This window comes from Leptolyngbya sp. CCNP1308, from assembly GCF_034932455.1.
Lineage (GTDB): Bacteria > Cyanobacteriota > Cyanobacteriia > Phormidesmidales > Phormidesmidaceae > Nodosilinea.
In genome coordinates, this window is sequence record NZ_JAYGIH010000036.1 from 206,377 (window position 1) to 219,259 (window position 12,883).

General features: G+C 54.7%; 15 protein-coding genes. 7 read left to right on the plus strand and 8 right to left on the minus strand.

All coding sequences use genetic code 11. The annotated features are described in order from the left end of the window. The first annotated feature begins 9 nt into the window (after positions 1–9). Complete coding sequence (locus tag VB780_RS10835; RefSeq protein WP_323351161.1) at positions 10–720, plus strand: J domain-containing protein; 711 nt, start codon at positions 10–12, stop codon at positions 718–720. Positions 721–1,030: 310 nt separating this feature from the next. Beyond that, positions 1,031–1,984 carry a pseudouridine synthase gene (locus VB780_RS10840; RefSeq protein WP_323351162.1) on the plus strand — a complete coding sequence of 318 codons (954 nt, stop codon included), beginning with the start codon at positions 1,031–1,033 and terminating at the stop codon, positions 1,982–1,984. Between the two features lie 50 nt (positions 1,985–2,034). On the opposite strand, the gene VB780_RS10845 is transcribed toward VB780_RS10840, so the two are convergent. Continuing rightward, entirely contained in the window at positions 2,035–2,442 is a 408-nt protein-coding gene (locus VB780_RS10845; protein WP_323351163.1) for a GNAT family N-acetyltransferase, read from the minus strand. A gap of 290 nt (positions 2,443–2,732) precedes the next feature. On the opposite strand from VB780_RS10845, the gene VB780_RS10850 reads away from it, so the two are divergent. Further along, positions 2,733–3,164, plus strand: a complete 432-nt coding sequence (locus tag VB780_RS10850; RefSeq protein ID WP_323351164.1) for a pentapeptide repeat-containing protein — start codon at positions 2,733–2,735, stop codon at positions 3,162–3,164. Here the strand turns inward: VB780_RS10850 and VB780_RS31395 are convergent. From VB780_RS31395 to VB780_RS10860, 3 genes are all read right to left on the minus strand, one after another. After that, positions 3,161–3,475, minus strand: a complete 315-nt coding sequence (locus tag VB780_RS31395) for a rhodanese-like domain-containing protein (protein ID WP_416349220.1) — start codon at positions 3,473–3,475, stop codon at positions 3,161–3,163. The genes VB780_RS10850 and VB780_RS31395 overlap by 4 nt on opposite strands. A 136-nt stretch (positions 3,476–3,611) precedes the next feature. Next, positions 3,612–4,082 carry a DUF6220 domain-containing protein gene (locus tag VB780_RS10855; protein ID WP_323351165.1) on the minus strand — a complete coding sequence of 157 codons (471 nt, stop codon included), beginning with the start codon at positions 4,080–4,082 and terminating at the stop codon, positions 3,612–3,614. Next, positions 4,079–4,525, minus strand: a complete 447-nt coding sequence (locus VB780_RS10860; protein ID WP_323351166.1) for a DUF6010 family protein — start codon at positions 4,523–4,525, stop codon at positions 4,079–4,081. Before VB780_RS10860 ends, VB780_RS10855 begins: the two co-directional genes overlap by 4 nt. A 98-nt stretch (positions 4,526–4,623) precedes the next feature. Here VB780_RS10860 and VB780_RS10865 point away from each other — a divergent pair, with 98 nt between their 5' ends. Next, complete coding sequence (locus VB780_RS10865; RefSeq protein WP_323351167.1) at positions 4,624–5,295, plus strand: helix-turn-helix transcriptional regulator; 672 nt, start codon at positions 4,624–4,626, stop codon at positions 5,293–5,295. Positions 5,296–5,306: 11 nt separating this feature from the next. Here VB780_RS10865 and VB780_RS10870 read toward each other — a convergent pair whose 3' ends face one another. After that, complete coding sequence (locus tag VB780_RS10870; protein WP_323351168.1) at positions 5,307–7,061, minus strand: M48 family metalloprotease; 1,755 nt, start codon at positions 7,059–7,061, stop codon at positions 5,307–5,309. A gap of 238 nt (positions 7,062–7,299) precedes the next feature. Between VB780_RS10870 and VB780_RS10875 the strand changes: the two genes are divergently transcribed. Then, on the plus strand, positions 7,300–7,779 hold the full coding sequence (locus VB780_RS10875; protein WP_323351169.1) for a DUF4079 domain-containing protein: 480 nt from the start codon (positions 7,300–7,302) through the stop codon (positions 7,777–7,779). A gap of 128 nt (positions 7,780–7,907) precedes the next feature. On the opposite strand, the gene VB780_RS10880 is transcribed toward VB780_RS10875, so the two are convergent. Further along, on the minus strand, positions 7,908–8,657 hold the full coding sequence (locus VB780_RS10880) for a DUF1997 domain-containing protein (protein ID WP_323351170.1): 750 nt from the start codon (positions 8,655–8,657) through the stop codon (positions 7,908–7,910). A gap of 227 nt (positions 8,658–8,884) precedes the next feature. Between VB780_RS10880 and VB780_RS10885 the strand changes: the two genes are divergently transcribed. Together VB780_RS10885 and VB780_RS10890 are read left to right on the plus strand one after the other, a co-directional pair. Beyond that, positions 8,885–9,547, plus strand: coding sequence for an SDR family oxidoreductase (locus VB780_RS10885; RefSeq protein ID WP_323351171.1), 663 nt, complete (start codon positions 8,885–8,887; stop codon positions 9,545–9,547). A 190-nt stretch (positions 9,548–9,737) separates the two neighbouring features. Further along, complete coding sequence (locus VB780_RS10890; protein ID WP_323351172.1) at positions 9,738–10,511, plus strand: DUF4058 family protein; 774 nt, start codon at positions 9,738–9,740, stop codon at positions 10,509–10,511. Between the two features lie 177 nt (positions 10,512–10,688). Here the strand turns inward: VB780_RS10890 and VB780_RS10895 are convergent, their stop codons facing one another. Together VB780_RS10895 and VB780_RS10900 are read right to left on the minus strand one after the other, a co-directional pair. Then, positions 10,689–12,059 carry a hypothetical protein gene (locus VB780_RS10895; protein WP_323351173.1) on the minus strand — a complete coding sequence of 457 codons (1,371 nt, stop codon included), beginning with the start codon at positions 12,057–12,059 and terminating at the stop codon, positions 10,689–10,691. A 10-nt stretch (positions 12,060–12,069) separates the two neighbouring features. Beyond that, the gene (locus VB780_RS10900; RefSeq protein ID WP_323351174.1) at positions 12,070–12,504 is read right to left on the minus strand and encodes a hypothetical protein; all 435 of its coding nucleotides are present in this window, start codon (positions 12,502–12,504) and stop codon (positions 12,070–12,072) included. Positions 12,505–12,883: the final 379 nt, after the last annotated feature.

The following is a 12,883-nucleotide window of genomic DNA, read 5'->3' on the forward strand; positions in this document are numbered from 1 at the left end:
AATGTCTCTATGGCTAACGAGACTCACTATCAAATCCTCAACATTTCCGAGTCGGCGTCCCAGGCGGAGATTAAGCGCGCCTACCGCCGTCTGGCGAAGCAATATCACCCCGACAGCAAGAGTGACCAGGCGTCGCACGATCGCATTGCCCGAATCAACATTGCCTATGAGGTGATTGGCGACCCGTCGCGGCGCACGGTGTATGACCAGCAGCGCCAGGGGTTTGTGGCTGCTGACCCGGTGGAAAGTGCCGCCAGCCGGGCGAAGCGTACCGCCGATATGCAGGAGGTGTATCGCTACGCGCGCAAGGCTACGCAGTCGTCTGAGGCGCGGGAAGATGCCTGGCTGAAGCTGGTGTATGGCCCGGTGGATAGGCTCTTGGGCAAGATTATGTCGCCGTTGAGAACCGAGATTCGCAAGCTGTCGGCTGACCCCTTTGACGACGAGCTGATGGAGGGGTTTATGGCGTACCTAGAGCAGGGGCGGGCTTGGCTGGGGCAGGCCCAGGAGAAGTTTAATTCGATGGCCAACCCGGTGAGTACGGCGGGGGTGGCGGCGGATATTTACCACTGTCTGGGGCTGCTAGAGGACGGGCTGGATGAGCTGGAGCGGTTCACGATGAGCTACGAGGAGAGCTATATTCACACCGGAACGGAGCTGTTTCGGCGGGTTAAGCTGCTGCGAGCCGATGCGAAGGAACGCTTGAAAGGGTTGGTGTAAGGCGTTTTGCTGGTAGGGGCAAACGGTTGTTTGCCCTCTAGAGCGTTGCTCATCTAGCTGATGTTTGGTGGAAGTTCTCGGTCAAAAACCAGACTTGCCGCTGGGGACATTTCGATTGTCCCCAGACCCCCTCGACCAGGGCCGTTCCGCCGCCCTGGACCCAACGGAAAGGAGGGATCGATGGGCCAGTTTAAACCCCTGTTTTGCAAAGTGACCTGTTGGCCGATCTATTGGGCTTATCATCCAACTCGTAGGGTGCATCCGCGCAGCGATGCACCATCCCAAGGGACTTTCCCACAATGGAACAGGTATGAATCAAGGATGGGTTTATAGCGATCGCATCACCCCCGCCGAAGCCGGTCTTTCCGTCCTCGATTTCTACAGCAATCGCTATAGGCACTCTAGTCGGGCGGTATGGCGCGATCGCATCCTATCGGGCCAAATTCGTCAGAATGGAACTCCCCTAGCTCCTGACTATTGCCTTGAGGCAGGGGCTAAGCTGGACTATCATCGGCCCCCGTGGGAGGAGCCGGAGGCACCGCTGGGGTTTGAGGTGCTGTATGAGGATGGGGATCTGATGGCGATCGCTAAGCCATCGGGTCTGCCGGTGCTGCCGGGCGGGGGCTTTCTCACCCATACGCTGCTGCATCAGCTCAGGTTGCGCTATCCAGAGAATCCGCCTATTCCGGTGCATCGGCTGGGGCGCGGCACGTCGGGGGTAATGGTGCTGGGGCGATCGCCCCTGGCCCGCACCGTGCTCAGTCGCCAGCTGCGAGAGTCCACTGCCACTGCTCAAGATCCCCAATCCGCACGCCCCATTTGTAAGACCTATCGGGCGCTGATTGGAGCCAGCGATTTACCCGCTGAATTCACCCTCACCACCCCCATCGGCAAAATCGATCATCCAGCTCTGGGTTACGTGTATGCAGCTTCACCCGCTGGTCTACCCTCTTATAGTGAGGGATTGGTCATTCAGCGCAATGCAGATTCGACCCTGGTAGAGATCACCATTCGCACCGGGCGGCCTCACCAAATTCGCATTCACCTAGCGGCGGCAGGGTTTCCGCTCGTTGGCGATCCCCTCTATGGGGTCGGTGGCCTACCGCTGCCAATCAAGCCATCTGCAACTGGCAGAGTCCCTGTCCCCGGTGACATGGGTTACCACCTGCACGCCTACCGTCTAACCCTCCCCCATCCCCGCACCCAAAAGCCTTTAGCAATTCTCTGCCCGGCCCCCACCATCTTGCAGAGTTCCATTCGCTAAGCTCATTCACGTCGGCAAACTCCCTCACCCCTTACTCCCCACTCCCTACTTCATCCATAGGGCCGCACCATCAACAGCTGCTCTGCCTGGCCAAAGCCATATTTTTCGTAGAAGGGGCGCATCTCGGGGGTGCAAAAGAGCTGAATGCACTCTACCTGGGCGAGTCGGGGGTGGGTGGTGACATGCTCGACCAGCTGGGCTCCCAAACCTTGGCCCCGATAGTCTGCTGCCACTATCACATCGAACACGATCGCCCGATATACCCAGTCCGTCAGCACCCGGCAAAAGCCCGCCAGCCGATGGGTTTCTGCATCCCACAGGCCGAAGAGTAAATCGCTGTTGCCCAGCAGGGTGGGCACATCGGCCAGGGTGCGGTCTTTGCTCCACCACTCTTGCAAATACATCTGGTGAAGCTGCTCGACCTGGGCCGGGGTGAGCTGGTGAATAAGGGTCAGCATGGGGAGATTGCGATTCTTTACGGTACGGATATCTTGACCTAGTGGCCTAGAGAAAGGGCTACGATCAAGGAGTAGCAAAGGCGCAAGACCTATCTTACTGCCGATGGCAAGGGCCAAGGCCACCGATACAGTTTAGGAGTAGCTGCAATCCAATCCCCTTCCTGCCCTGGGCAGACTGCACGCGAGATTGAGGGGAAACGGCACGCTATACCTGTCAGCTAGGGCTCAAACAGAGCTTGAAAAGAGAAAGCGCTGGCACTGCTCTATTATCCATACCGGAGGATACCTCCATGAAACTTACTTTACTGGCTGGGGCCGCCGTTGCCCTCCCTTTAGCATTTGCTATGCCCGCTCTGGCCGAAAACCCGGCCCACGTGCAGCAACTGCTCGAAACCAACCTCTGTCAGAGCTGCGATCTGTCGGGGGCCGACTTGACCCAAGCCCATCTCATTGGAGCTGACCTGCGCGATGCCAACTTGGCGGGGGCTACCTTAGCCGAAGCCAACTTGGAAGGGGCCGATTTGAGCCGTGCCGATTTAACCGGTGCCAACCTGACCCAAGCTTTTTTAACCAACGCCCTGTTAGCCGATGCCACCCTTGACTCGGCCAACCTCACCGACGCAACGATCTATTTCGCCGATGTCACGGGTGCCTCTCTGCTGAATGCGGAGCTGACTGGGGCTGAGATTGTGGGCACCCCTATCAGTGTCGGTGGTGACTAATGCGATCGCGCTATTAGGCAGGCGTTCTCACTGGTTTCATGGGATGGCCTGGGTGGAATGGGTGACAGGTCTGCCACGACTGAATGCCCTTCGGCCATCCACTTTGAGTGACCTCCGTTTAGAACCCTGACGTTGTCGTGCCCGACCAGTCTTAAAAAGCAAAATATCCAAGAGCTGGTGCCAGGATAGCTGCCGTAGGCGATCACGGTGGTCTGTGGCACAATCCCTGAGTCAGCCAGCAGTTGTTCGACTCTCAGCGGATCGTTCTGGGGTGAAGATCGGGCCAGAATAAATCGTGTTGGATGTGCCAAAAAACGGCCCCTGGCAGATGCCTATTTTTGTGAATTGCTGGGCTCATATCTACCTCTACAATCCTCAGGTTTGGGGTGTAAAGGCGCTCGGCAAGCCACTGGGTTTCTACAAAAATGCTGGAGGCAGCGGGCTGGTTCAACGGTCTTCTCCCAGGTCAATAGCGGGGTGCGACAGCAGGCTGGGTGGGTCTTGATCGGCTGCTAGCAGGTGCCCCACCCGATGCACCAGCGTGGTAGAGGCAGAAAAGAGCGAAAACCCAATCAGAGGGTGTAAAACGGCTATCGGCACGGGAGTCTGTAGGTGAACCGTCAAAAATTGCAGCCCTAGCAGAATTGGCAAGCCGAGGGCCAGGGCCTTCACCCGTTGAGGCCAGGAGAAATACCAGGCGATCGCCGCGATCAGCAGCGACAGCCCCCCGTAGGCCCGCACCAGCCAAACATGTACCGTCCACCAGTGTGAGTCATAAAAGTAAGCTAGCCCGACGGTGAGAACCTGAATGGCCAGACAGAGATTGAATAGGATGGCTGCGGCAAAAAAGCCGAGAATGAGCGATCGCGGTGCCCATTCATCCCAACCTAAGAAAGGGGTTTGACTCGACAGCTTCATGGTTGATCAGAGAGAGTGTGGCTGACAGAAAAGCGGCCAATGCTGAGCGGCACAAGCGCTGGAGCATTGCAAAAGAACCAGATCGCTAAAACCATATCCAGGGTCGCGCACCCGACGGATGACAGCGGCAGCGTGGGCACCAGGGGAGAGGCATTGAGGTGGTGCAAGAGGTCGATGCCAGCGTGGGTTAGCCAGGCCGCGCCAATACCCCAGTAGTGGGTCAGCCCAAGGTAGGCAAATCCCAAGAGGGCAAGGCTCAACGGTACTTCCCAAACCCCTAAAGAGCCGATTAGGTAAACCCCTCCTGCCATAGCGACAATGACAACCTGCGTTTTTTGCCGCATCGGCTCTGGCAAAAGACCGGCCAAACCGATCCAAATTAATCCCGAGACGATGTTAAACACCAGCGTCAGGGGGTAAGAACTTAAGGTGTTTTCAAGCATCAGCAGAGTCCTTAAGATAAGGTAATTGCAGATTAGCCCCCGGTACCGCGCTCGGGATAGACCTCGATCGGGTACACCTGTCGCTGGAGACCTGGCCCATGCAGTCAGTCACCGATGGTGCGCTACAGAACTTGTTTGGCGCGATCGCCCAAACCCAAACCGAAGCCGACCTCAGACAGTCTGTTATGGCAGCGCTGGGCGAATACTTTGCGGCCCGTCGGTGGATGCTGAGCTTTGCTAACGAGATCCCGGCCATTGACCACACCACACCCAGGCTCATGCGATTGGCGCTGTCGCTCGACTACAACCCGGTGCTGCGCTACCTGGTGAAGCGCCATACCGCCGTTCACGACGAGGTGGTGTTGCCGCCGGGGGTGTGGCAAACCCTGTGCCCCCGTGCCGACCACGGCCACGTTATGGCCGGGCCGCTCGTCAGTGAGGGGCAGCTGGTGGGGGGCGTAGCCTTTACCCGCCATCGCGATGACGGTGCCTTTGATGCTGACAATCTGGCTGATCTGGGGGCGCTGTGTCTGCACCTATCGACCAAACTGGCGGCGCTGCGGGCCAAGCAGGCGGTGGGGCTAGACTGCGGCGCGCTCACCCCCCGCGAGGCCGAAATTGTCGAACTCGTTGCCCAGGGGCTGACTAACAAAGCCATTGGTGCCGCCCTGTGGATCACCGAAAATTCCGTGAAGCAGGCGCTCAAGCGCATTTTCCGCAAGCTTGGGGTGTCGTCGCGTGCCGAGATGGTGGCCAAACTCGCCGCCTAGGGCGCTCAACATCAGCGGCGATCGCGGATCGGGGCGTCGTCTTCAATGCCCTGCTCTAGCTTGTACTCAGTAATCAGTCGGTTCATTTTGTGGCGCATTTTGAGGTGGGTCTCGACCCCCTCGTAGGTGTAGCGGTTAAAGCCGCCCTGATCGATCAGCTGCTTGAGGTAATTGACGCGATCGCCTGGGTTAGGGTGCGAGGCAAACCAGCTCACCCCCTGATTGCCGTACTCCGCTTCGAGGGTGATCATCAGGTTGTGGAGGCCGTCGGCGGCGTAGCCGTTGTTGGCCAGCAGTTTGGTGCCCAGAATGTCAGACTGGCGCTCCATATCGCGGGAGTAGCTCGACACGATTAGGCCCGCCGCAATGTTGGCCACTTCAGGAATCGGGATGAACGAGGCCAGGCTGGCGGTGAGGTTGCCCTGGGTCACCATTTGAAAGCCGTGGGAGAGCACCGCATGGGCAATCTCGTGGCCCACCAGCCCTGCTAGCTCGGCTTCAGAATGACTTTTGGTGATGGCCCCAGCGTTGAGAAAAATTTTGCCGCCGGGCAGGGCAAAGGCGTTGAGGCTGTCGTCCATAATCACCTCAAAGCTGTAGTCAAATTCGTCGCGCCCCGCCAGCGCCGCCAACCGCTGGCCCATGTCATTCACGTAGGCGCGAATTTCGGGATCGTCAACGATGGGGAGCTGGCGCTTGACCTGCTCAGCCACCTGATTGCCCAGGCCGCTTTCGCCCTGCATCATCAAAATGCCGGAGTTGAGGGCGCTAAACGGCCCCAGCAGTCCCCCAGTCAAGATGTACCCGGCGGCCCCGGTAATAATGTTCGACACCAGATTGCGGGTCAGGGTCTGATTCATCTCGCCGCGAAAGCGATCCAGGTTTTGCCGGGCCAGAGCGCTCATGGCCTCGGCCTCGGGATGCTCAGGGTTGAGAATGGCGAACTGGTTGGCGGTAATGGCGGCCTCAATCCACTGTTCGCGGGCCATTTGCACCTCGGCCTGGGCCCTGAGCAGGTCGGGGTTGTAGGGGTAGCGGGCGATCGCCCCATCCAGCACTTGCAACGCCTCATCGGCGCGATCGTTTTGCACCAGATAGCGGGCGTAGAGTGCCTGCCCCGGCAGAAATTCGGGGTAATTCTTGACCAACAGTTCCAGGGGAATCAGCACCCGGTTGGGAAACTCCGACTCGGCCCCGGCCTGGGCTTCGCGCCAGTAGACCTGCCCAGCGGGGGGCAGGTCGGCGGGGTCGGTGAGGGGGGCGATCGCCAGTTCCGGCCCGGTTTCGGCCAGCCACGCCGGGTCTTTAGCCGCCCGGTAGAGCAGTTCGGCATCGGCGCTATTGCCCGCCTGGTAGTAGCGATCGGCCTCAATCAACAGCTCGCTGCGCTTAGCCACCTCGGGCGACAGCCCCGACAGCAGCAGCGCCCGGCCCATGGGAGAATCGACATCTAGCTCAGCGGCATCTGGAGTGGCTTCAGCGTCCGCTCCCGGCACGATTTCGGGAATATCGGGATCTTTCTCCGGCAGCTTCAGGGTGCCGTCGGGTTGCTCTGGAGAGGGGGTAGGCAGCGTATTCTCGGGCAGCGTCGCTGGGTCAACCTGGAGCGCATCCTCGGCATTGGCCAGAACCGGAGCGACTGAGCCTGCTGGAAGAGCGGCAGGCTCAGTCGCAAACCCTGGGGCACCGCTCAGCCCCTGACTCAGCAGCACCGCCCCCAAAAAACTGGCCAGTAACCCCGTCACAAACCGCTGCGTTCGCCCCATGACATCTCCCTAATTTTTTCTTTGAATAAGTATTTTTTGAATGACGAACGGGGCTACGCTGCCTGGGCTCTGATGACTGGGGGCAGTCCACGGAGCTATGTCTGCACGACGCGATTGACTAAGCGAGGTTCCCACCCGGCACCTTTTCATTCTGACTAATGCTTTGCCAAGCCAGAATCTGTGCTCTTATAATTTTGTTAAATAAATGTAACGCCAGAAACTATAACGACGGAGCCCCATGACTTTAGAGACGATTCAACCCTGGCTCAACTTTGTTCACCCTGTGGTGATGTGGCTGCTGCTGGCGACCACCCTCTATGCCCTCTACCTGGGGATTCAGTCCCGCCGCACCCGCTTGGCTGACGCTGAAACCCGCAAAGAATTGATCAAAGGCAAATTTGCCCTTAAACACCATAAGGTGGGTTCGGCTTTGCTGGCCGTTATGGTGATCAGCACCGTAGGCGCTATGGGGGTCACCTACCTGGAGGCTGGCAAACTGTTTGTGGGGCCTCACCTGCTGGTGGGTCTAGGCATGGCCACGCTGATCGCCACCTCGGCGGCGCTGGTGCCCTTTATGCAAAAAGGCAGCGAAACCGCTCGGCTCACTCACATCACCCTCAATATGGTGCTGGTTGGGTTGTTTAGCTGGCAAGCCTTTACCGGCATGAAGATCGTGCAGCGGCTGCTGGCTGATCTTCAGACCACCGCTGGCTCGTAATCCTGAGGGCGAAAGCCTGGGTAAGCCTTGAGCAATCAAATCGTCGGCGATCGCGGCCTAGAGTTTCTCTCTGAGCCGCGATCGCTTTCATTGCCGATTAAAACTATCCCCACCTCTAGCCTTCAGGTCTAGGCTTGGGTACCGTCGCCCGATCGCCGCCCCCAGTTAGACCAAAAGTGATGGCCTCGGTAGCTTTCGGGCAAGGGTAGATGGTGGCTCTGGTGAAAGTCTTCTTGCACCTTGCGGGTGAGCCGCTTAGAGACCTGGCGCACCACCTGGTTGAGCAGGCGATCGCCTGAGGTCTTGAGCAGCGATCGCGGCACCGAATTTAGCATTCTCGGCATGTGAATCTTGACCGCCAGGCTGAGATCCCAGTCAACCTGGGTGAGTGCTGTCGCCGGAGGCTGGGCCTCGGGCATATCCTGCAACCGCAGCACTGAGTGAAAATCAACATCGTAACCCGGGGGCACATACCCAGGAATAGGAATCGTGTCGATGCGGTAAACCTGGTGATCGAGGGGTGACAGGTAAAGGCCCACCTTGGGTTCTACCTCGTAGCTCAGCACCGAAAAACGCCCCACCACCAGGGCGTAGCCGTGGTCAGAAATCGGCTCTACCTGCATAGGGTGAGCACAGCGGGTAAACCAGCCCCGATGGCTGTTTAGGTAGCGGCCTACGGTGTCGCTGTCGGCGGCCATATCCATTTTGCCGGCGTAGTGCCCCTCTAGCACCAGTGACCCATCGGCCTGGGCTGCTTGCACGGCAGGCTGCTCAGCAACGGCAGGGGAAATGGGCGCGTTAACCATTGTCTCCTCAATGCCACCGTCCTTGCCCCCGTCAATCAAGGGCAAAGCGTCGGTATTTTGAGCAGACGACATGGATTCCAAAGTCACTGTGCAACCACTTGCTTAAACAACATCAGACAACGTAATTGCGCCGGGGTTACGTTACAGGTTTAGCCCATCGTAAGGCTTTAGTATCTCAAGTGTGCCCCGCAGAACTGTCATGCCCATCACGATTTCATCTTAACCAGCCCTAGGGTGAGTTTCTTTTTAGGGCCCCATTCCTTAAAATCAGGCCAGTTCTACACACTGGGGAAGCAGCCGTGAAAGCATTTGTCGCAGGGGCCACGGGGGCCACAGGTTCGAGAATTGTTACCCAGCTAGTGGGCCGCGGTGTGCCTGTGGTGGCCTTTGTGCGCGATGCCGCCTCAGCCCGCGCCCAGATGCCCATTGAGGTCACGCTGGTAGAAGGTAGCGTCACCGATAAAGCGAGTATTCAGCGGGCCATGGCAGGCTGCACCGTGCTGATCTCCGCCACTGGGGCACGCCCTAGCTTTGACCCCACCGGCCCCTACCAGGTTGACTACGAAGGCAACAAAAACCTCGTTGATGTCGCCAAAGAAATCGGCATTGAGCATTTTGTCATGGTGTCATCGCTCTGCGCCTCTCGCTTTCTTCACCCCCTCAACCTATTCTTCTTAATTCTCTATTGGAAGCATCAGGCAGAGGAATACCTGCAAGCCAGCGGCCTTACCTACACCATCGTCCGCCCCGGCGGCCTCAAGGATGACGATAGCGACACTCGCACGCTGATCATGGCTCCGGCAGATACGCTGTCTGAGGGCAGCATCCCCCGGCTGCGGGTGGCCGAGGTGTGCGTGGAGGCTCTCTACCTGCCTCAAGCGCGCAACAAAATTGTGGAAGTTATCGTGCAAGACAATGCCAACCCCCAACCCTACGAAGCCCTGTTTGCTGGGGTAGCTTAGGTTTGGAGTAGATAGACGATTGCGGCGGTGCGTCGCGCAGAGTAATAGGGCTGAACGTTAACAAGACTGTGTCAGCCAACAACGTGCCCTACGCTGATCTGGTACTGAGCTCTTTTTGTCGCAAGCAACTACAGCTGACAAAGGTGGGGCTTACAATTTAATTGGTAGCGCCAGTCTTGAGGATTTTGGGTTGGTTTCTCCCTTTCCTGGCATGGATCCTTACTTAGAGCACCCGGAGATTTGGCCGGGAGTTCACCTGCTGCTGATTGCCGCTTTAGCTGAGGCGCTAGGCCCGCAGTTGCGACCTAAGTATTCAGTTTCTGTAGAAGTGCGTATGTACGAAACCAGTGGTGATCAGGCGCTGCTGGTGGGCATCCCTGACTTAGCTATTCAGAGGGCTAAGCCGCAGACCGAGGCGGTACCAGCTGCTGTAGCTGTGGCCCCGCCGCCCCAACCTATTCAGGTGAGGGTGCCCATGCCGTTGACGGTGCGGCAGGGGTACTTAGAAGTGCGCGAGGTGACGACGAAAGAGGTGGTGACGGCGATTGAGTTGCTGTCACCAATCAACAAGCGATCGGGCCGAGGGCGGCAAACCTACGAAAGCAAGCGAGAGCAGGTGCTCAGCAGCGCGACTCATTTTGTGGAAATTGATCTGCTGCGGGCCTATGAGCCAATGGCAATGTTTGGGGCTGAGGGGCAAAGCGACTACCGCATTTTGGTGAGCCGTAGTGAGCAAAGGCCGATCGCAAGTCTCTATGCATTTAGTGTGCAAAACTCGATTCCGGCGTTTGTGCTGCCGCTGCGATCGGGCGACCCAGAGCCTACGGTTGACCTACAGGGGTTGCTGAATGAAGTTTACGATAAGTCGGGTTATGACCTGAAGCTAGACTATGGGGCAGAACCCGTGCCACCTCTATCTGAAGCCGATGCAGATTGGTTTCGTAAAACGCTTGCTATTTCTTAAAGGATTTGCCAAGCCAAAACCCGCTTAAGTACTACCGCAGTAATACCAGCTAAAATGCCATCTTCCTCCAAGAACTTATCTAGAGAAGATTCAATATGAGAGTTGTCAATCATCAGCTCGGCAAATAAAGGTTTTGGCAACCGAGATGCAGTCTTTCAGTTGTTTTTTATTCAGCAATCAACTTGACGGATATTTCGTTGAACAGTCGCCGCACTCATGCATTCCATTCTCACGAAAGATGTCAGGAGTTCTTCTGCTAACAATCTCTTGAGATATGTCCATTTTCAAAACATAGTTCCCTGCCAAACTTTTCCAGTGTGGACACTTCCGATTGAAGTGATATCTTCTGGTTGGCTCGCTTAAGTTGCCAATATATTCTCCATTTAATGCTTTTATTTCAGAATACTTTCCGAGTTCATCCCTGAGTTGATCAATCTCCATATCTCTCTGCCTGATGTCTCTTATCAACTCATTGATTTCCTCTAAAAAAGCATTTCTTTGAATTTGATTGTCTTGCTCTGTCTTGTCGAGTTCGCTTCGCAGGTTAGTTAATCTGTTTAAATAACTTCGAAGTTCTCGTTGATCCGCTTTGTTTTTTGACTCAAGTGCTTTCAATTGCTCTTCGAGCCCTCTTTTTTTGTCCCTTAAGTCCTTGATGACTTGCCTTGTGAATTCATCAAGTTCAGTAGCATTCAGACGAGAAACATCTTTGCTAGATAATTCTTGAAGCAAAAATCTTATTTTGTAAAGAATCCCTAGGTTCGCAGGGCTAATATTTTCAATATTTTTTTCAATCTCTTCTGTTACCTTTTGATTTAAGGTATGCAAAATATCATTTGATGGCTCTTGATTCTTCATAAAAAAAGCTATCTGGCTTAGGAGCTCATCAATATGAGTTAAATCTCTTTCCCCTTTTGTCGCTAGAATTGATTCAAATTGTTCTTGAATTCGAAAAATATTACTATATCGCGATCCTTGCAAAGGTTGGAGATCGATTTCAACTTTCTGCTTTTTGAGTTTTAAGGTCTCAATGGTTTGAGCTAATCTTTCACGGCTTTCAGGGCTTTTTGAGCCAAGATTTTGTAAGACTTTCAAGTATAAACGGGCTTGAAAATCAAGATTGTTTAGTTCTTCCACTGAGTCGGTCGTTGATGTTTCTCGTTGCCATTTCTTCTGCAATTTATTTATTTTGGAGGAAATATTCCCGCTTAAACAGCTAAAAATTAGAGTTTTAACTTGCTCAAGTGGGAATGGAAAAGTAGTGAATAAGCCAAAGATGGCCCAAAAGACGAATGTAAATAGAAGAAAGAAAAATACAGTAAGGTAATTAGATGTTTTTCCCCAGAAGCTTAGAGGTTCTAAATCCTTGTCTTCAAGAAGGGTATATGGGTCTAAGCTTACATATATCTGTCTATTGTCTTGGTATTGATAATTGCCATCTCCATTAGCTGCTTGTTGTCCACCTCCAAAAAAGCCGCTAGCTGTTTGATTCATGCCGGGCTGCGAGTTTTCAGAATTATTGCTCGTAGGACTGGAGTTATCATCCATGGTTGATTGGTCAACCTAGAAGTGCCCAGAGGGATCCTGCTGCTGTACCTAGCCAGCCAGCAATCTTAAGCAGCATTGGACTAATGGTTTTCATTATGTGCTGACTAGAATCTAATGTTTTTTCGAGCGAATCTATGTTTTTCGCAACTCGCTCAAGACTTTTGGCAACTAATTCTTTGTTTGGTTCTTCTTCTTCTGCCTCTATCTTTGCTAGATCTAAATATTTGACACTCTTTTCTTTTGCTGGCTCGGATACATCTAAGTTTTGAATTATTTGTTTGACTTGCAAAATAAGTTCAATTGCTTCATTCTTTGTAACTATGTCAGTAGCTGAGGAGTCATTACTCGGTGCTATTTGCGTATTGTTATTCCCAACTGCTGCTTGCATTCCTCCCGCCATCAAGCCGGAGTTCACTTGGTTGATGCTACCAGGGTGATTGTTCACAAATCTTATGTCTCCTGAGACTCAACAAATAAACAACTTTAGAGCCAAACATAGTCTGGCTTTGCTTAATTCTTCACACCATAACTTCCCAAGTCCTGCCATGTCCATCGCTAGTATCAAGGTATGTTAGCTATCCCTACCGTGAGATCCACATAGCAACAAACAAAGCTGCACTCTGGGCGTGCGTCTTGCAAAGTAATTCTGCGGGGAATGTATCTGGGACGGGAGTAGGAGAAGTTGTTGCTTCCCCTGCCTTCTGAGACATCCCAACTTAGTCCAGTCAGCGAGTACATCAGCGTGATGACTCGTCTCATTACACCAGCAGAGAGCTAAGGAAAGCGAGGTAAACCTCTCACTCTGAGTCAAAAAAGCCTCAGCT

Bases quoted from the DNA above. Each gene is read 5' to 3' on its own strand.
- VB780_RS10875 (WP_323351169.1), top strand. From the start codon at position 7,300: ATGACTTTAGAGACGATTCAACCCTGGCTCAACTTTGTTCACCCTGTG.
- VB780_RS10870 (WP_323351168.1), bottom strand. From the start codon at position 7,061: ATGGGGCGAACGCAGCGGTTTGTGACGGGGTTACTGGCCAGTTTTTTG.
- VB780_RS10895 (WP_323351173.1), bottom strand. From the start codon at position 12,059: ATGGATGATAACTCCAGTCCTACGAGCAATAATTCTGAAAACTCGCAG.
- VB780_RS10840 (WP_323351162.1), top strand. From the start codon at position 1,031: ATGAATCAAGGATGGGTTTATAGCGATCGCATCACCCCCGCCGAAGCC.
- VB780_RS10860 (WP_323351166.1), bottom strand. From the start codon at position 4,525: ATGCTTGAAAACACCTTAAGTTCTTACCCCCTGACGCTGGTGTTTAAC.
- VB780_RS10880 (WP_323351170.1), bottom strand. From the start codon at position 8,657: ATGTCGTCTGCTCAAAATACCGACGCTTTGCCCTTGATTGACGGGGGC.
- VB780_RS10850 (WP_323351164.1), top strand. From the start codon at position 2,733: ATGAAACTTACTTTACTGGCTGGGGCCGCCGTTGCCCTCCCTTTAGCA.
- VB780_RS10835 (WP_323351161.1), top strand. From the start codon at position 10: ATGGCTAACGAGACTCACTATCAAATCCTCAACATTTCCGAGTCGGCG.
- VB780_RS10865 (WP_323351167.1), top strand. From the start codon at position 4,624: ATGCAGTCAGTCACCGATGGTGCGCTACAGAACTTGTTTGGCGCGATC.
- VB780_RS10845 (WP_323351163.1), bottom strand. From the start codon at position 2,442: ATGCTGACCCTTATTCACCAGCTCACCCCGGCCCAGGTCGAGCAGCTT.
- VB780_RS10855 (WP_323351165.1), bottom strand. From the start codon at position 4,082: ATGAAGCTGTCGAGTCAAACCCCTTTCTTAGGTTGGGATGAATGGGCA.